The organism is Denitromonas iodatirespirans (genome assembly GCF_018524365.1).
GTDB lineage: Bacteria > Pseudomonadota > Gammaproteobacteria > Burkholderiales > Rhodocyclaceae > Nitrogeniibacter > Nitrogeniibacter iodatirespirans.
Genome location: NZ_JAEKFT010000016.1, coordinates 57,380 through 76,295, shown reverse-complemented (window position 1 = coordinate 76,295; position 18,916 = coordinate 57,380). Strand labels below are relative to the sequence as shown.

The following is an 18,916-nucleotide window of genomic DNA, read 5'->3' as shown; positions in this document are numbered from 1 at the left end:
CCAGCGTCAGCCGACGGTGCTCAGCAGCAGCGTGCCGCGTCGGTAGCGCCGCAGGCCGCCCCGTCGTCGGTCGCACGCAGGCGCAGATCCGCGCTCGGCACAGCGCCGTAGCTCGACATGCTGGCAATCAGAGGGGTGGTCACACGCACGTCGAATCCGACCCGATCGAGCGACTCCATATAGGTGTCGAGTGCCTCGACGCGAAGCGCCTCGATGTCGGTGCGGATGCTATCGAGCCCGATCCCCCCACAATCGACTTGCAGTTCGTCGCACAAGGAATGGCAACTTGTGCTGACCATGGAAAACAGCTCGGGCATGACGCGGTGATGCGCCCATATCAGCGCGTCGTGCACCGCCTCACGATCCGCCTCCAACATCCCCGCGAGCCGATCGATGCCCATCTGCAGATGCAACTCCTCGTCCTTGAGGATGGCGGCGGCGGTCTCGCGCGTCACCGGATCGGTATCACGCTGAAGCATCCGATACAGCACGATGGCCATGGTCTCGGTCATGATGTCCTGGATGATCAGACAGGCCGCCAGATCCCGCTTGGCCACGGCCGCCGAGAAGTGCTTCCGGATCGCCAGCCATTGCGGCTCGACGATGCGGTCCTTGACCTCGTAGTCGAGGCGCTTGCCCAGCGAGGAGAGCATGCGGATGTGCTTGGCCTCTTCGAATGCCTGCTTGACCGTATCGATCTTTGCATCGGTCGATGGCATCAGCGGGACCATCTCGGAGTAGTTCTCGACCGCCATGATTTCGCCGGCCACCGTGTTCGACGTGATGTAGGCCATCAGATCGAAGTAGCGTTTGTCCGGACTGGCGGGTGTCGGAACGGCTTCTGAGGTGGGCATCGTGGCGGTCGATTGCATGTCGCGTCTCCGGATGAGGGTGTGAGCTCATGCTAGAGGAGACCTTGCCGATGGCATATGGCACAAATGTACCAACCCGCCCCACGGGGTGCGCTCCAGCACCGCTCGACACGCACCCGACGGACGCGACGCGGCTGCGTCAAGCACTCGGCACGTCACCAGCCGCCGCGGATTGTTGAGCTTCGCTACGCTCAACCTAAGCTAGGCAGCCCGCCTGGATACGGTTGCCCGAGACAAGCATCGCTGCACAGCGAAAATCGGTGTCAACGGTGGCGGACCACGCTCCGCCTCAAAAGCGCGCACGAAAATGCCACTCCCCCAGCGCACTATCGTTGCGGATGGCCTGGCGGGTTGCGTCGTCGATGCACGGGTCATCCACGTCGTAGAGTCCGCACATCCGTAGCGCACGCCGCACATCAATCGTCTGACCGAGAAACTCATACACCACCCGCGCGCAGCAGGGCATGCGTTCGCCGCTGCCGGAGACGCCGAGCTTGAGGCCGGTGAGGCGGGTGACGCGGTTCTTGAAGGAAGGGAAGAGGATCGTCTGTGTCATTTCCAGGCCGGTGAGCGATTCGTAGTCGGCGAGGAAGATGCGATCGGTGAGGAAGTGGGCCATGCCGAGGTAGATGCCGTGATAGGCCTTTTCGTGCGGGTGTTCGACGAGGCGTTCGGTGCGCTGGTAGTAGACGCGGCCGTCGCGTTGTTCCAGGCACACCAGGGTGCGCAGGATCTTGCCGGGGCAGGCCATCGACAGGTAGGTCTCGAAGTAGTAGCCGAGGTATTTGTCGAGCCCGGCGGTGCCGATGGCCTTGAGGTGGGCGAGGTGCGGGGCTTCGGGTGCGGTGGGCTCGGGCGCGGGGGTGTGGCGCGGGCGCACTTGCACCAGGCGTTCGAACTGGGCGCTGGGCAGCAGGATCTCGTGTTCTTCGACACCGAAGAATTCGCAGAAGCGCCGCAGGGTGTTGGCCGAGGGGCGGTAGCGGCCGCTGAGGTAGCGGTTGAACTGGGGGCGGTTCACGTTGAGCCGCCGGCACACTTCGGCAATGGATTTGTAATAGCTGCACAGCAGGCGCAGGTTGCGCGCGAAATCATCGTGCATGAGAGGCTCCCGGGGGCGGATACGTGCCCGTCATCGACTGCATCTGGCGCAGTATGGCGCAGTTTTCGCGCCAATGCGCAACGCATCGATCCACTCCGTCAAATTGTCGTGTGGCCCATCGCTTGTTGAAATGGGCTTGCCGTCCGGCATGAAAAACACAACAGCGGCTGCAGCCGCAGATGGAGACTGCCATGTACTCATCCCTATTCCCTTGCCCGTGCACGACCGCCCGCCGGCTCATCGCTTGCGGAGGGCTGCGTCATGCTTGATCTGCTCAACGACCTCTTGTGGGGCAAAGTGCTGATCGTGGTGCTGATCGGCCTCGGCCTGTGGTTCACCATCGGTTCGCGCTTCGTGCAGTTCCGCTATTTCGGCCGCATGTTCCGCATCCTCGGGGCCAACCAGGCGTTTTCGAAGGACAAGCACGGGCATCTGAGTTCGTTCCAGGCGCTGATGCTGTCGGTGGCCGGCCGCGTGGGCGGCGGCAACATTGCCGGCGTGGCGGTGGCGATCACGCTCGGCGGGCCGGGCGCGATCTTCTGGATGTGGGTGGTGGGCCTGATCGGCATGGCCACCAGCTACTTTGAATGCACGCTGGCGCAGGCCTACAAGAAGGCCGAGCCCGACGGCACCTACCGCGGCGGCCCGGCGCACTACATCGCCCGCGGCATGGGCGCCAAGTGGGGCTGGCTGGCGGCGGTGTATTCGGTGCTGCTGCTGTTGACCTTCGGTTTCGGCTTCACGGCGCTGCAGTCGTATGCGGTGGCCACCTCGTTCGAAGACGCCTTCGGCATCCCGGTGCTGGCCACCGGTGCGGTGCTGGCGGTGGTGATCGGGGTGATCCTGTTCGGCGGCGTCAAGCGCATTGCCAAGGTGGCCGAGGTGTTGGTGCCGGTGATGGCGGTGGGCTACCTGCTGATCGCGGTGGCGGTGATCGTGCTCAACATCGAGCAGATCCCGGGCGTGATCGCGCTCATCGTGAAGAGCGCCTTCGGCCTGGAGCCGGCCATCGGCGGCGGTATCGGCGCGGCCATTTTGATGGGCGTGAAGCGCGGCCTGTTCTCCAACGAGGCCGGCCTGGGCAGCGCGCCCAACGTGGCGGCCGTGGCCTATGTGCCGCACCCGGCCAACCAAGGCATCGTGCAGGCGTTTTCGGTGTTCATCGACACGCTGATCCTGTGCTCCTGCACCGCCTTCATCATCCTGCTGGGCACGGTGTATGAGCCGGGCGCGGCCACCGACATCGGCGGCGTGGCGCTCACGCAGGCCTCGCTGGCCAGCCATGTGGGCGAGTGGGGGCGCATCTTCGTGAGCATCGCGCTGATGCTGTTCGGCTTCACCACCATCATCTACAACTGCTACCTGGGCGAGAACAGCCTGAGCTACTTCAGCGACCAGAACCGCCCGCTGACCACCACCTACCGCCTGGTGGCCGTCAGCCTGTGCGGCTGGGGCGCCACCACCGACCTGGGCACGGTGTTCGCCTTTGCCGATGTGACCATGGGCTTCCTCGCCCTGGCCAACCTGCTGGCGCTGGCGATGCTGTTCAAGCCGGGCCTGCGCATCATGCGCGACTACGACGAGCAGATCGCCGCGGGCATCGAAGAGCCGGTGTTCGACGCCAAGCGCTTCGCCGACCTGGACCTCGACCCCGACGCCTGGGTGATCGAGCCCGAAGACCTCGAGCGCAACACCAAGGCCCGCCTGCAGCCGGCCTGAGTTTCACCCCTGACACCCCGGGGCCGCACCGGCCCCGGGGCCCCTCTCCGACCCCACGGATAGAACCCCCATGACAACCCGCATCGAACACGACCTGCTTGGCGACATGGCCTTGCCGGCCGACACCTGGTATGGCGTCCAGACCCAGCGCGCGGTCGACAACTTCGCGCTGACCGGCGTGCCGATCAGCCACTTTCCGCACTTCATCCAGGCGCTGGCGATGGTCAAGGCCGCGGCGGCTCGCGCCAACCGCGACCTCGGCCTGCTCGCCCCGCACAAGGCAGCGGCGATCATCGCCGCCTGCGAGGAGATCATCGACGGCCGGCTGCATGCCGCCTTCGTGGTCGACCTGATCCAGGGCGGCGCCGGCACCTCGACCAACATGAACGCCAACGAGGTGATCGCCAACCTGGCGCTGGAGCAGCTCGGCCACCCCAAGGGCGCCTACGAATATCTGCACCCCAACGACGACGTGAACAAGTCGCAGTCCACCAACGACGCCTACCCCACCGCGGTGTGTGTCGGCCTGCAACTGGCCACCGAGCCGCTGATCGCCGCCATCGCCAGCCTCAAGGCCGCGCTCGAAGCCAAGGGCCGCGAGTTTGCCGACGTGCTGAAGATGGGCCGCACCCAGCTGCAAGACGCCGTGCCGATGACGCTCGGCCAGGAGTTCGACGCCTTTGCGGTCACGCTCGGCGAAGACATCGAGCGGCTCAACGACGTGTGCCGCCTGCTGTGCGAGGTGAACCTCGGCGGCACGGCCATCGGCACCGGCATCAACACCCACCCCGACTACGCCGTGCTGGCGGTGCGCCATCTGGCCGAGATCTCCGGCAAGCCGATCGTGCCGGCGGCGAATCTGGTCGAGGCCACCTCCGACATGGGCGCCTTCGTGCTGTTCTCGGGCGTGCTCAAGCGCCTGGCGGTCAAGCTCTCCAAGATCGCCAACGACCTGCGCCTGCTCTCCAGCGGCCCGCGCACCGGCCTGGGCGAGATCCACCTGCCGCCCATGCAGCCGGGCTCGTCGATCATGCCGGGCAAGGTCAATCCGGTGATCCCCGAGGCGGTCAACCAGGTGGCCTACCAGGTCATCGGCAACGACCTGGCCGTCACCATGGCCGCCGAGGCCGGCCAGCTGCAGCTCAACGCCATGGAGCCGCTGATCGTCTACAACCTGCTGGGTTCGCTCAAGATGCTCGGCGCCGCCTGCGACATGTTCGAGACGCGTTGCATCCGCGGCATCCGCGCCGACCGCGCGCAGTGCCAGGCGCATGTGGACCGCAGCATCGGCGTGATCACCGCGCTGGTGCCGCACATCGGCTATGCCAACGCCTCGCGCATTGCCGCGCTGGCGCTCAACAGCGGCGCCACGGTGCGCGAGCTGGTGATCGGCGAAGGCCTGCTCAGCGCCATGCAGCTCGACCTGCTGCTCAGCCCGCAGACCATGCTCGCGCCGCAGCGCGCCGCCTGATGAACGCGCGCGTGCTGATCCTCCACACCGGGGGCACCATCGGCATGACCGGCTCGCCCGACGGCCTGCGGCCGATGGCCGGCTTCGGCGCGGCGCTCGGCGCACAGTTGCGGGCGACGGGCGCGCCGGATTGCGACATCGTCGAGCTGGCGCCGCTGATCGACAGCGCCAACCTGCAACCGGCGCACTGGCGCCACATCGCCGAGGCGCTGCTCAGCCGCTGGGCGGACTACGCCGGCTTCGTGGTGTTGCACGGCACCGACACCATGGCCTGGAGCGCCTCGGCGCTGTCCTTCATGCTGCGCGGCGCGGACAAGCCGGTGATCTTCACCGGTGCCCAGATCCCGCTGCTGCAGCCGCGCAGCGATGCCGCCGGCAACCTACGCGCCGCGCTGGAGATCGCCGCCGGCGGCGCGGTGCGCGAGGTCGGCCTGCTGTTCGGCCAGCGCCTGCTGCGCGGCAACCGCAGCCGCAAGCTGAAAAGCGTCGCCTTCGACGCCTTCGACTCGCCCAACTGCCTGCCGTTGGCCGACATCGGCATCGACATCACCGTCCACCGCGAGCGCCTGCTGGCGCCGGCCGAACGCCGCTTCACGCTGCCGGCGTTCGATGCCGAGGCGGTGGCGGTGCTACCGGTGTGGCCGGGGCTGCCGGCACGGGTGGTCGACGCCCTGCTCGAATCCCCCGCCGTGCGCGGCCTGATCCTTGCCAGCTACGGCGTGGGCAACGTGCCCGACGCCGACGCCGCGCTGATCGACACGCTGGCGCGCGCCGTGGATCGCGGCGTGGTGGTGCTCAACACCAGCCAGTGCCCGACCGGCCCGGTGGCCCAGGGCGCCTACGCCACCGGCGCGGTGCTCAACCGCATCGGCGTGGTGCCGGGCGGCGACATGACGCCCGAGGCCGCCTTTGCCAAGCTGCATGTGCTGCTGGCCGAAGGCGGTGACGCCGCGGCCGTGCGCGCGCAAATCGGCCGGCCACTGTGCGGGGAGATGTCGTAGGGCCAAGGCCGGATGAATCCGGCCCTACAAAGGCCATCGACACGCGCGCGCTCGTAGGGCCGGATTCATCCGGCCACACCGCCACGCCTACAACACCACCGTCGCCAGCCCGAGAAAGGCAAAGAAGCCGATCACATCGGTGACGGTGGTGAGAATCACGCCGCCGGCCAGCGCCGGGTCGATGCCCAGGCGGTCGAGCACCAGCGGCACGGCCAGGCCGGCGAGGGCGGCAAACAGCAGGTTGATGAGGATCGCCGCGCCGATCACCCCGCCGATCTGCCAGTCGCCGAACCACACCACCGCCAGCGCAGCCACCACCAGCGCCCAGGCCACGCCGTTGAGCGCGGCAATGCCCATCTCCTTGCTCAGCAGCGCGCGCGCATTGCCGCCCGCCACCTGGCCGAGCGCCATGCCGCGGATCACCAGGGTCAGCGTCTGGCTGCCGGCGATGCCGCCCATGCTGGCGACGATCGGCATCAGCACCGCCAGCGCCACGACCCGCTCCAGCGTGGTCTGGAACAGGCCGATCACCCACGCCGCGAGAAAGGCGGTGAGCAGGTTGATGCCCAGCCACACGGCGCGCCGCCGCGAGCTGGTGAGCACCGGGGCGAAGATGTCGGCCTCCTGGTCGAGACCGGCCATGTGCATCATGGCGCGCTCGGAGCTCTCGCGGATCTGGTCGACCACGTCATCGACCGTGATGCGCCCCAGCAGCATGCGCTGTGCGTCGACCACCGGCGCCGAGAGCAGGTCGAGATCCTGGAACAGGTGGGCGACCTCGTCGTCGGGCATGTCGACCGGGATCGCCGGCGTTTCGGTGTCCATGATGTCGGCCACCCGCCGCTCGGGCTGTACGGTGACCAGCGTGCTCAGCAACAGCACGCCCTGGTAGATGCCCTTGCGGTCGACCACCATCAGCTTGTCGGTCTGCACCGGCAGGGTTTTGAGCAGGCGCAGGTAACCTAGCACGGTCTGCACCTTCACGTCGGGGCGCACGGCGATGTGGTCGGTGTTCATCAGGCCGCCGGCCGAATCCTCCGGGTAGGAGAGCATCGACTCGAGCTTCTCGCGGTGGCGCGCGTCGGTGGCCTGCAGCAACTGGCGGCCGCTGTCTTCGGGCAGGGTCTGGATGAGGTCGACCAGGTCGTCGAGATCGAGCCGGCGCGCGGCCACCACCAGGTCTTCCGGGTCCATCTCCTGCGCCAGCGAGGCACAGCTTTCATCATGCAGATAGCTCAGCACCTTGCCGGCACGCTCGGTCTCGACCATGCTCCAGGCGTCGCTGCGCTCCTCGGGCGGCAGCGCTTCGAGCAGCCCGGCGACCTTGGCCGGATGCATACCGTTCAGGATCTTGCCGACCCGCTTGAGCTTGCCCTGCGCGAGTGCCTCGCGCACCTCGCGCATCTGTGTGCTGGCACGCTGTGCCTCGCTGGCGGCCACCCCACCGGCCTCGTCCTCTAGCAGCGGCTCGCCCGATTCGCGGGGCAGCCGGCGCGCCAGCGCCGGGCTCAGGTGGGCCAGGATCCGGCCTTCGTTGGCCGCATCGACCTGCTGCCACACGGCCAGGCGCTGTTCGTCATCGAGCGTTTCGATCAAGCTGGCGATCTTGGCCGGATGCATGTGGCGCAGCCGCTTGCGCACCCGTTTGTACTTGCCGGTCTCGAGGGCCTCGATGATCTGGGCGATCTCCGTGCGCACACTGTCCATTGCCTGATCGGTCATACCTGTCGCCCTCTATTCGCGAATGCCATCCTCGACGCCACGATGGCGTACCGCGTCATTCTGACATGTCGGGGTGACAGCACCGCTCGCCCCGGCCTGGCCCCAAAGCCCGCTAGAATCGCCTCTCCACCCGCCCGATGGCTCGCCGATGCCCGCCCCGCCGCTGTTCGAAATGCCCAGCCCCTTCATCACCGAAGCGGGTCGCGTGCTGCTGCACGAGCCCGCCGACGCCGATGCCGAGGCCCTGCGCGAGCGGCTGCTGGCCGAAGACTACGACCGCCCCTTCGTCATCGACGACGGCGAGCATCGCAGCCTGTACTTCACCCTGCGCCTGATCCAGAGCAGCATGCGCACGCGCACGCCCGATGCGCTGGCGCTGCGCTACACGCAGATGATGATGCTCTTCGTGCTGTTTCTGCCGCGGCCGCAACGCCTCGCGCTGATCGGCCTGGGCGGCGGCTCGCTGCTCAAGTGCTGCCATCGGCACTTGCCGTCGAGCCACTTCACCGCCATCGAGATGGACGCCGACGTGATCGCCTTCCGCGAGCTCTTCGCGCTGCCGCCGGACGGCGAGCGCGTGTCGATCGTGCACGGCGACGGTGCCGTCTGGCTGGCCGAGGCTCCGCCGGGCCTCGACGTGCTGCTGGTCGACGCCTTCACCGGCGCCGGCCTGGCGCCGAGCCTGGCCGGCGCTGCATTCTTCGAGCAGGCCGCCGACACCCTGGCCGAGCGCGGCCTCCTGGTGCTCAACCTGGCCGGCGAGGTGCGCGCCTACGCCGACCTGGTCGGCATCGCCCGCAGCGTGTTCGACGACCGGGTGATCCTGCTGCCGGTCCCGGACGACGGCAACCATCTGCTGTTCGCCTTCAAAGACCCGGCCTTCCGACCCGACTGGCGCCGCCTGCGCCAATTGGCCGTGCAGGCGCAGCCGCGCTTCGGGCTCGACCTGCCGGCCTTCGCCGAACGGCTCGAACGCGCCGCCAAGCATCGCCTGGCCGAGCGCCTGTTCGACCCCGCGCGCTGAACACGCCCGGGCCGTCGCCAGGCGCCGGCTTCGGTTAACATTGCCGCCTTGTCGATTTTTTGTTCACTCTTTGATCGGAGCACGCGCCCATGGCCGGTCCGTCCGCCCTGCCTGACCACCGTTTGCGGACCGTCTGCAACGCCGCCGAATTCGCCTTCGACACCACCGACCAGATCACCGGTCTGCCCGACGCCACCGTCTCGCTCGGCCAGGGCCGCGCCGAAGAGGCGCTGCGCTTTGCGCTGGCCATGCACCAGCCGGGCTACCATGTCTTCGTGCTCGGCGCGCACGGCAGCGGCCGCCATGCCATCGTCAACCGCCTGCTCAAGGAGCACGCCGCCACCCGCGCCGTGCCGCCCGACCTGTGCTACCTGCACAACTTCGACGACCCGCAGCGCCCCCGCCTGCTCACCCTGCCGGCCGGCCGCGGCGGCGCGCTGCGTGCCGACATGCAGACCCTGATCCGCGAACTCGGCCCGGCCATCGACGACGCGCTCGACAGCGAAACCCACGAGAGCCGCGTGACGGCGCTGCAGGAGGCGCACAAGGCACGTGAGGAAGGCGCGCTGCGCGAGCTGGGCGAGCAATGCCATGCCGACGGGCTGGCCTTTTTGCGCACCGCCGAGGGCTTCGTGTTTGCGCCGACGGTCGACGGCGAGCCGATGACGCCGGAGATCTTCGAGGCCCAGCCCAAGGAGGCACAGGCGGCCGTCGAGAAGAAGGTGGGCGAGTGGAGCGACCGCTTGGCCGACCTGCTCGACGAGTTCCCCAGCTGGCGCCAGGAGTTGCGCGACGCCATCGACCGCGCCGAACGCGAGGTGCTCGGCCCGGCCGTGGCGCTGCTGCTGCGCCCGCTGCGCGAGAAGTACGGCGACCTGCCGCAAGTGCTCGAATTCTTCGACGCCGTGCGCAAGGATCTGCTCGACTCGGGCGCCAACTGGATCAGCCCCGGCGAGGAAGAGGAAGACTCCCCGGCCGAAGACGGCAGCCGTTTCCACCGCTACCAGATCAAGCTGCTGGTCGACCATGCCGCCACCGAGGGCGCGCCGGTGGTGCACGAAACCAACGCTGGCTTCGGCAACCTGATCGGGCGCATCGAGCATGTCACCCAGATGGGCAACGTGGTGACGCACTACAACCTGATCCGCGCCGGCGCCCTGCATCGCGCCAGCGGCGGCTACCTGATCCTCGACGCCGACCGCATGTTCGCCCAGCCCTATGCCTGGGAGGGGCTCAAGCGCGCGCTACGCAGCGGCGAGATCCGCATCGAGCCGCCGGCCGAGGCGCAGAGCTGGACCGGCACGCTGAGCCTGGAGCCGGAGCCCGCGCCCTGTGCGCTCAAGGTGGTGATGATCGGCGACCGCGAAACCTTTTATCTGCTGACCGACCACGACCCGGAATTCGCCGAACTGTTCAAGGTGGCCGCCGACTTCGACGACGACCTGCCGCGCACGCCCGACAACGAACAGCGCTACGCCCGGCTGCTGGCCACGCTGGCGCGCAATGCCGAGCTGCTGCCGCTCGACCGCGGCGCCATGGCGCGGCTGGTCGAAGAAGGCGCGCGCCTGGCCGAGGCGGCCGACCGCCTCACCCTGCACACCCGGCTGATCTCCGACATCATGCGCGAGGCCGACCACTACGCCCGCCACGCCACCGCGCCGGCGATCGGGCGCGAGCACATCGACACCGCGCTGGCCGCCAGCGCCCGGCGCATGGCGCGCTACCCCGAGCAGGTGCGCCAGTCCATCCTCGAAGGCACCACGCTGATCTCCACCGCCGGCGAGCGCGCCGGCCAGGTCAATGGCCTGGTGGTGGTCGAGCTGGCCGGCCAGCATTTCGGCCACCCGGTGCGCATCACCGCCACCGCCCGCGTCGGCGAAGGCGACGTGGTCGACATCGAACGCGAAACCGACCTGGGCGGCGCCATCCACTCCAAGGGCGTGCTGATTCTCACCGCCTTCCTGGCCGCCCGCTATGCCCGCCACCAACCGCTGTCGCTGGCCGCCAGCCTGGTGTTCGAACAGTCCTACGCGCCGGTCGAGGGCGATTCGGCCTCGCTCGGCGAGCTGTGCGCGCTGCTCTCCTCACTGGCCCAGGTGCCGATCCGCCAGAGCCTGGCCGTCACCGGCTCGGTCAACCAGTTCGGCGAGGTGCAGGCCATCGGCGGGGTGAACGAGAAGATCGAGGGCTACTACGACCTGTGCGCCGCGCAGGGGCTGACCGGCGAACAGGGGGTGGTGATCCCCACGCCCAACGTGCGCCACCTGATGCTGCGCGAAGACGTGGTAGCCGCCGCGCGCGAGGGCCGCTTCCATGTGTATGCGGTGAGCACGGTGGACCAGGCCATGGAGATCCTCACCGGCATGGCCGCCGGCGCACCCGACGCCAAGGGCGCCATGCCACGCCACAGCATCAACTACAAAGTGGCCGCCACACTCGCCGACATGGCCGCCCGCCGCCATGCCAGCCCGGACGAGAACAGCCGCATCTCGCGCAATCGGGGACGGGGCGTGGCGCGCCAGCGCGACAGCGAGTAGCGCCGGAGTCGTCCGTCCAACGGTGGTGGCGGAAGAGCAGCGGCGGGTTGAAACCCGCCCTACTGCGGCCATCGTTCCCCCCTACCCGATGACGCCCCCGTTGTAGAACCCCGCCCGACGACGACGCCCGTAGGGTCGGATTCATCCGACCACCGCCGCCCCGCTGTCCACCAAAACCCCAAAACACCCCCACCGTAAACAGCCTCTGCCCTGCCACCTTTCCAAGCCCCGGAAAGGCGCAGGGCAGAGCACCGACTTGCTCAAACAGCCAGACCCGACACCCGCCGGGCCTGGCCGCCCACACTTACTGCCAATTCGCCGCAATCACCCCACTCAAGGCTTCCTGGTAGTTCTGCGGCAACGTCGTCTGCCCCGCACCCGGCGGCGCAAAAGCCGCCATGGCGCTGACGAGGTTTTCGACCTGGCTGTCGAGCAGGACTTCTCCTGCAGCCGTTTCGAACTCGTCCAAACGATACGCACCACCGGAGTACCAGTTGGCAACCCGAACACTGTCAGACGCCCCGATCACACTGACTTCCAGATCGTTGCCCAACTTGCGGAACCACAATTGATCAGCAGCGATGCCCGCATCAAACTTGAGCGCGTCTTTGCTGCCAGCCGCCGTGTCGTAGTTGTACAGGGTGTCCTGACCGTCACCACGACCAAACACGTAAGTGTCCGAACCGGCGTCGCCCGACAGGTAGTCGTTGCCGGCACCACCGACGAGCACGTCGTTGTCGTTGCCACCGTACAGATAGTCGTTGTCGGCACCACCAACCAGCATGTCGCTACCGTTCCCGCCATACAGGTAGTCATTGCCGACACCACCGTCGAGGTTATCGTTGCCGTCCTCGCCTTGCAGTGTGTCTCCACCGGCACCACCAGCCAGCGCATCATTGCCCGCTTTGCCATACAACAGGTCGTTGCCGTCCTGGCCGTCGAGCACATCGTCCGTCGCGTAGCCGTACAGGGTGTCGTTGCCAGTCGTGGCCTGCAGGACCAACGTCTTGACCGTGGCCACGTCCCAGATCGTGCCGTTCTCGAAGCGGATCTGGTCGATGACGTAGGGGCCGGCGGCGTCCTGGTTGAAGTACGACTGCACCGTGAGCTTGTCGGTCGTGCCAATGATCGACAGCACCAGACTGTCGCCCGTACGGCTCAGACTCACTTCCGAAGGCAGCAGGCCACCCGATAGGGCGATGGTGTCGACGCCTGCGCCGGCGTCGTAGTTGTACACCGTGTCCAGACCGTCACCGCGACCGAACACATAAGTGTCCGAACCGGCATCGCCCGACAGGTAGTCGTTGCCCGCACCACCGGTGAGCACGTCGTTGTCGTTGCCGCCGTACAGATAGTCGTTGTCGGCACCACCGTTCAGTGTGTCGCTGCCGTTGCCGCCGTACAGGTAGTCGTTGCCGACACCACCGTCCAGGCTGTCGTCGCCGTCTTCACCGTGTACCTGGTCTGCTCCGGCACCGCCGTTCAGCGTGTCGTTGCCGGCCTTGCCATACAGATAGTCGTTCCCGTCCTGTCCGTCGAGCGCGTCGTCGGTCGCGTAGCCGTACAGCGTGTCGTTGCCCGCCGTGGCCTGCTGCACCAGCGTCTTGACCGCAGCCACATCCCAGATCGTGCCGTTTTCGAAGCGGATCTGGTCAACGACGTACGGGCCGGCGGCGTCCTGGTTGAAGTACGACTGCACCGTGAGCTTGTCGGTCGTGCCAATGATCGACAGCACCAGACTGTCGCCCGTACGGCTCAGACTTACTTCCGAAGGCAGCAGGCCACCCGATAGGGCGATGGTGTCGACGCCTGCGTCGGCGTCGTAGTTGTACACCGAGTCCTGCCCGTCGCCCCGACCGAACACATAGGTGTCCGAACCGGCATCGCCCGACAGGTAGTCATTGCCCGCACCACCGGTGAGCACGTCGTCGTCGTTGCCGCCGTACAGATAGTCGTTGTCGGCACCACCGTTCAGTGTGTCGCTGCCGTTGCCGCCGTACAGGTAGTCGTTGCCGACACCACCGTCCAGGCTGTCGTCGCCGTCTTCACCGTGTACCTGGTCTGCTCCGGCACCGCCGTTCAGCGTGTCGTTGCCGGCCTTGCCATACAGATAGTCGTTCCCGTCCTGTCCGTCGAGCGCGTCGTCGGTCGCATAGCCGTACAGCGTGTCATTGCCCGCTGTGGCCTGCTGTACCAGCGTCTTGACCGCAGCCACATCCCAGATCGTGCCGTTCTCGAAACGGATCTGGTCGACGACGTACGGGCCGGCGGCGTCCTGGTTGAAGTACGACTGCACCGTGAGCTTGTCGGTCGTGCCGGTGATCGACAGCACCAGATTGTCGCCCGAGCGGCTCAGGCTCACTTCGGGGGGCAGCAAGCCGCCTGTCAGCAAAACGACATCGACATCATTTGCTGATGAAGAATAGTTGCTCACCGTGTCCTGACCGTCACCGCGACTGAATACGTAGGTGTCAGAGCCGGCATCGCCCGACAGGTAGTCATTCCCAGCCCCACCCGTGAGCACATCGTCGTCGTTGCCGCCGTACAAGTAGTCGTTGTCGGCACCGCCAATGAGATTGTCATTGCCGTTGCCGCCGGTCAGATGATCTGCCCCAGCACCGCCGTCGAGCGAGTCACTGCCATTACCACCAGTCAGGTAGTCGTTGCCCGCACCACCATCGAGAATGTCGTCGCCATCCTCGCCTTGGAGGCTGTCGTTGCCGGCTCCACCGATCAGCGTATCGTTACCCGCTTTTCCATACAGAGAGTCATTGCCATCTAGACCGTCAAGTACATCATCGCCGACTGACCCATACATTTGATCATCGCCAAGCGTGCCTTGTGACACCAGCAACTTGACCTTCGTTACATCCCAGATCGTGCCATTCTCGAAGCGGATCTGATCGACTACGTACGGGCCGGCGGCATCCAGGTTGAAGTACGACTGCACAGTAAGTTTGTCGGTCGTGCCGATGATCGACACCACTAGGTTGTCGCCAGAGCGGCTCAGGGTCACCTCCTCGGGCAGCAATCCACCCGACAAGGCAATCACATCCACACTGCCAGCGGCCGTATCGTAGTTGTACACCGTATCCTGACCATCGCCTCGGCCAAACACGTAGGTGTCCGAGCCGGCATCGCCCGACAGGTAGTCGTTGCCAGCACCACCCGTGAGCACATCGTCGTCGTTGCCGCCGTACAAGGTATCGTTATCGGAACCGCCAACGAGCGTGTCATTGCCGTTGCCGCCATACAAGTAGTCGTTGCCGGCACCACCGTCCAGGCTGTCGTCGCCGTCCTCACCGTGCAGTTGGTCGGACCCTGCACCACCGTTCAGCGTGTCGTTGCCCGCCTTGCCGTACAGATAGTCGTTGCCATCCTGGCCATCGAGCGCGTCGTCCGTGGCGTAGCCATACAGATAGTCGTTGCCCGCTGTGGCCTGCTGCACCAGCGTCTTGACCGCGGCCACATCCCAGATCGTGCCGTTCTCGAAGCGAATCTGGTCAACGACGTACGGGCCGGCGGCGTCCTGGTTGAAGTACGACTGCACCGTGAGCTTGTCGGTCGTGCCAATGATCGACAGCACCAGACTGTCTCCCGTACGGCTCAGACTCACTTCCGAAGGCAGCAGGCCACCCGATAGGGCGATGGTGTCGACGCCTGCGCCGGCGTCGTAGTTGTACACCGAGTCCTGCCCGTCGCCCCGACCGAACACATAGGTGTCCGAACCGGCATCGCCCGACAGGTAGTCATTGCCCGCACCACCGGTGAGCACGTCGTCGTCGTTGCCGCCGTACAGATAGTCGTTGTCGGCACCACCGTTCAGTGTGTCGCTGCCGTTGCCGCCGTACAGGTAGTCGTTACCGACACCACCGTCCAGGCTGTCGTCGCCGTCTTCACCGTGTACCTGGTCGGCTCCGGCACCGCCGTTCAGCGTGTCGTTGCCCGCCTTGCCGTACAGATAGTCGTTGCCATCCTGGCCATCGAGCACGTCGTCCGTGGCGTAGCCATACAGATAGTCGTTGCCCGCTGTGGCCTGCTGCACCAGCGTCTTGACCGCGGCCACATCCCAGATCGTGCCGTTCTCGAAGCGGATCTGATCGACGACGTACGGGCCGGCGGCGTCCTGGTTGAAGTACGACTGCACCGTGAGCTTGTCGGTCGTGCCAACAATCGACACGATCAGGTTGTCGCTCATCCGGCTCAGACTCACTTCCTCGGGCAGCAAGCCGCCCGACAGGACAATGGTGTCGACGCCTGCGCCAGTGTCGTAGTTGTACACCGTGTCCTGACCGTCACCGCGACCGAACACGTAGGTGTCAGAGCCGGCGTCGCCCGACAGGTAGTCGTTACCGGCACCACCGGTGAGCACGTCGTCGTCGTTGCCGCCGTACATGTGGTCATTGTCGGCACCGCCAACCAGCGTGTCACGGCCGTCACCACCGTTCAGATGGTCGACTCCGACACCACCGTCGAGCATGTCGTTGCCATTGCCGCCGCTCAGATAGTCGTTGCCATCACCACCGTCGAGAATGTCGTCGCCGTCCTCACCGTACAACTGGTCATTGCCCGCGTTTCCGTTGAGTGAGTCATTGCCCGCCTTTCCATACAGCATGTCACTGCCATCCAGGCCATCGATCACGTCGTCCGTGGCATAGCCGTACAGAGAATCGTTGCCCGCCGTGGCCTGCAGCACCAGCGTCTTCACCGTGGCTACGTCCCAGATCGTGCCATTCTCGAAACGGATCTGGTCGACGGTGTAGTTGCCGTTTGCATCCTGGTTGAAATAGGACTGCACCGTAAGCCTGTCGGTCGTGCCGATGATAGACACCACCAGGTTGTCGCCCGAGCGGCTCAGTATCACCTCCTCGGGCTGCAACCCACCCGACAGGGCGATGGTGTCGACGCTCGCACCGGTGTCGTAGTTGCTCACCGTGTCCTGTCCGTCACCTCGACCGAACACATATGTATCCGAGCCGCCCTCACCATAGAGGTAGTCGTTGCCCGCACCTCCAACAAGCACGTCGTCGTCGTTGCCGCCATACAAGTAGTCGTTGTCGGCTCCGCCAAGCAGTGTGTCGCGGCCGCCACCACCGTTTAGATGGTCAGCCCCGACACCGCCATCAAGCGCGTCATCGCCATTGCCGCCGTTCAAATAGTCGTTGCCATCACCTCCGTCGAGAATGTCGTCGCCGTCCTCACCGTACAACTGGTCGTTGCCCGCGCTTCCGTTGAGTGAGTCATTGCCCGCCTTTCCATACAGCATGTCATTGCCATCTAGGCCATCGATCACGTCGTCCGTGGCATAGCCATACAGAGAATCGTTGCCCGCCGTGGCCTGCAGCACCAGCGTCTTCACCGTGGCTACGTCCCAGATCGTGCCATTCTCGAAACGGATCTGGTCGACGATGCAGTTGCCGTTTGCATCCTGGTTGAAGTACGACTGCACCGTAAGCTTGTCGGTCGTGCCGATGATCGACACGATCAGGTTGTCGGCTGAGCGGGTCAGGCTCACTTCCGACGGATCCAGCCCACCCGACAGAGCAATCACATCGACGCTGCCAGCCGCCGCGTCGTAGTTGCTCACTGTGTCTTGTCCGTCCCCCCGGCCAAAAACATATGTGTCGGAACCCGCGTCGCCCACCAAGTAATCATTTCCGGCACCGCCGATCAGGACGTCGTCACCTTCGCCTCCATAGAGGTTGTCGGCACCTTGACCACCATACAAAAGATCGCGCCCCCCCTTGCCATACAAATGGTTGTTTCCATTTCCACCCAAGACAACGCCATTCGCGTCCGAATCCGTGTTCGAGAACGCGGTGACGCCCTCCATCGATACGTTCATCAACGCATGCACATTCTCAATCCCCGGGGTCGATGCATGCGCACGCAGCGCTTCCTCCAGCATGCGATAGCCTTGCCACGTACCGGTCGATAGCATCGGGGCTACGTACCTGTTCACCTCGATCAGATCAGCAATGCCCTCCACGGGCGAACTCGCAATCCTGGCCGCAAGCGCAGCGCTCAGCGCGCTGGTGTCGAGCGAAATTCCGTTCTCGTCGATTCGCAGTTCGATACTGTCGACGTAAGGCTTCATGCCCGTCTGCAACGCCAGGGCGGAATACACCGACTCGTGCAGCGCGTTCCAACTTTGCTGCAACAGCCCCTGCCGGTTGGGACCGGTCGACACGGTCATCGACCCATTCAAGGTCTGGTATGTCTCGCCATTGAACGCTTCGAGAATCGTGAGCCGCCCCTTCCAAACGGCCTCCTGCTCGCTGCCCGCCGGCATGCCATAGAGACTGTAGTTCACGTTGTGGCCGTCCGCCGCCCACGCCGCAGTCGTCGTCATCGTGGTGGTCTGCGCCCACGCGAGCAACAGCGGCTCCATGAGTGCGTGTCGAGCGAGTACATTGGTTGCGTTCTGGAACTGCCTTACCAGATCAGCAAGTTCGGGCGACAAGGCCGCCGCCTCCTGTAGATCCCTCACGGCACCCGAGCCGCCCATGTTGGGCAATGACAGCAGTTCCTCGGGGATGTCGATGGCGTCGGCGAACTCACGATAGAACGGATCCTGGGCGAACCAGGCGTCGGTGTACTCCCGCGCCTCTCCGTTGATCGTGAATTGCCCCGAACCGACCAAGGTGTTGCCGTTCTGACTTGTAATCGTGTTCGTCTTTGTCAGATCGATTTCCGAGATGCCGAGACTGTCCAGGCTGTGTAACTCGCCGTCATCAGAGATCCCGTCCGCGTCCGTATCGACCCACACCCGCAGCGTGTTCCACGCCGCGTCAGCAGCGTCTATCGCGCCATCGGCGTTGCTGTCCAGGTCGGCCAGCGCGGCGAACCCTTCGGCGGCCTTTTCGCCGGACGACAGCAAGGTATTGTTCCCGAACAGCTCCCGGCCCGAGTCGATCGCCCCGTTGCCGTCGCGGTCCAAGACAAGCAGACCGTCTCCCCCGCCGACCCAGCCGCCGGAGGTCTTGATGCCGTCGGCGTCGTGGTCGAAGTACGCACCATCTTCTATTGAGGTCGTCGAAAAGCCGTCACCGTTCAGGTCGAGGATGAGGGGGGAAGAGCTGGCTTGGGAGGACTTCCATGGGGTGTTAATCTGTTGCGCCTTGTTTTGCAGACGAGGGTGAAGTGGCGGCAACTCGCGCTCAAATATCTGCCTAACCCCTGCAGGGATTAGGTTTTCCTGCTGGTAGATATACGCTGCGGCAGAGATCAACACAGCCACAGCCCTTGCCTGAGGGGATGCAAGGGCTGCCAAGGCAGCAACGTTGGTCACCGCATTCAACAATGACCCGGTTAGAGCCTCGTAGTCACCATTGGCATAGGCTTCTGAAGCAGCCCAAAGATTTGCCTGCAAGCCAGTCAGATTAGATGCAATGGCGGTGGCCCCCCAGCCACGAATGCCGGCAATTGAGCCCGCCAGAGTCAAATAATTGGACGCAGTCGAGGCGTT

General features: G+C 65.6%; 9 protein-coding genes. 5 read left to right on the top strand and 4 right to left on the bottom strand.

Features of this window, described 5'->3' with window-relative positions; genetic code table 11:
• Window positions 1–20: 20 nt before the first annotated feature.
• Both I8J34_RS14550 and I8J34_RS14545 read right to left on the bottom strand, forming a co-directional pair.
• Window positions 21–872 (bottom strand): ferritin-like fold-containing protein, encoded by an 852-nt coding sequence (locus tag I8J34_RS14550; RefSeq protein ID WP_214362346.1) that lies wholly within the window; start codon window positions 870–872, stop codon window positions 21–23.
• Window positions 873–1,161: 289 nt separating this feature from the next.
• On the bottom strand, window positions 1,162–1,974 hold the full coding sequence (locus I8J34_RS14545; RefSeq protein ID WP_214362345.1) for a helix-turn-helix domain-containing protein: 813 nt from the start codon (window positions 1,972–1,974) through the stop codon (window positions 1,162–1,164).
• Window positions 1,975–2,235: 261 nt separating this feature from the next.
• Here I8J34_RS14545 and I8J34_RS14540 point away from each other — a divergent pair, with 261 nt between their 5' ends.
• The 3 genes from I8J34_RS14540 to I8J34_RS14530 all read left to right on the top strand — a co-directional run bounded on the left by I8J34_RS14540 (window position 2,236) and on the right by I8J34_RS14530 (window position 6,165).
• Entirely contained in the window at window positions 2,236–3,693 is a 1,458-nt protein-coding gene (locus I8J34_RS14540; protein ID WP_214362344.1) for an alanine/glycine:cation symporter family protein, read from the top strand.
• A gap of 70 nt (window positions 3,694–3,763) precedes the next feature.
• Window positions 3,764–5,164, top strand: coding sequence for an aspartate ammonia-lyase (locus I8J34_RS14535; RefSeq protein WP_214362343.1), 1,401 nt, complete (start codon window positions 3,764–3,766; stop codon window positions 5,162–5,164).
• A gap of 11 nt (window positions 5,165–5,175) precedes the next feature.
• On the top strand, window positions 5,176–6,165 hold the full coding sequence (locus tag I8J34_RS14530; protein ID WP_230411847.1) for a type I asparaginase: 990 nt from the start codon (window positions 5,176–5,178) through the stop codon (window positions 6,163–6,165).
• A gap of 87 nt (window positions 6,166–6,252) precedes the next feature.
• On the opposite strand, the gene mgtE is transcribed toward I8J34_RS14530, so the two are convergent.
• Window positions 6,253–7,887: a magnesium transporter gene (gene mgtE, locus I8J34_RS14525; protein ID WP_214362341.1), complete on the bottom strand. Its 1,635-nt coding sequence runs from the start codon at window positions 7,885–7,887 to the stop codon at window positions 6,253–6,255.
• Window positions 7,888–8,035: 148 nt separating this feature from the next.
• On the opposite strand from mgtE, the gene I8J34_RS14520 reads away from it, so the two are divergent.
• Window positions 8,036–8,911 (top strand): spermine/spermidine synthase domain-containing protein, encoded by an 876-nt coding sequence (locus I8J34_RS14520; RefSeq protein WP_214362340.1) that lies wholly within the window; start codon window positions 8,036–8,038, stop codon window positions 8,909–8,911.
• Between the two features lie 89 nt (window positions 8,912–9,000).
• A complete protein-coding gene (locus I8J34_RS14515; RefSeq protein ID WP_214362339.1) occupies window positions 9,001–11,448 on the top strand; it encodes a Lon protease family protein in 2,448 nt (815 codons plus the stop codon).
• Between the two features lie 304 nt (window positions 11,449–11,752).
• Here the strand turns inward: I8J34_RS14515 and I8J34_RS14510 are convergent, their stop codons facing one another.
• The gene (locus tag I8J34_RS14510; RefSeq protein WP_214362338.1) at window positions 11,753–18,892 is read right to left on the bottom strand and encodes a calcium-binding protein; all 7,140 of its coding nucleotides are present in this window, start codon (window positions 18,890–18,892) and stop codon (window positions 11,753–11,755) included.
• Between the last annotated feature and the right edge of the window lie 24 nt (window positions 18,893–18,916).

Bases quoted from the DNA above. Each gene is read 5' to 3' on its own strand.
- mgtE (WP_214362341.1), bottom strand. From the start codon at position 7,887: ATGACCGATCAGGCAATGGACAGTGTGCGCACGGAGATCGCCCAGATC.
- I8J34_RS14545 (WP_214362345.1), bottom strand. From the start codon at position 1,974: ATGCACGATGATTTCGCGCGCAACCTGCGCCTGCTGTGCAGCTATTAC.
- I8J34_RS14540 (WP_214362344.1), top strand. From the start codon at position 2,236: ATGCTTGATCTGCTCAACGACCTCTTGTGGGGCAAAGTGCTGATCGTG.
- I8J34_RS14520 (WP_214362340.1), top strand. From the start codon at position 8,036: ATGCCCGCCCCGCCGCTGTTCGAAATGCCCAGCCCCTTCATCACCGAA.
- I8J34_RS14550 (WP_214362346.1), bottom strand. From the start codon at position 872: ATGCAATCGACCGCCACGATGCCCACCTCAGAAGCCGTTCCGACACCC.
- I8J34_RS14535 (WP_214362343.1), top strand. From the start codon at position 3,764: ATGACAACCCGCATCGAACACGACCTGCTTGGCGACATGGCCTTGCCG.
- I8J34_RS14515 (WP_214362339.1), top strand. From the start codon at position 9,001: ATGGCCGGTCCGTCCGCCCTGCCTGACCACCGTTTGCGGACCGTCTGC.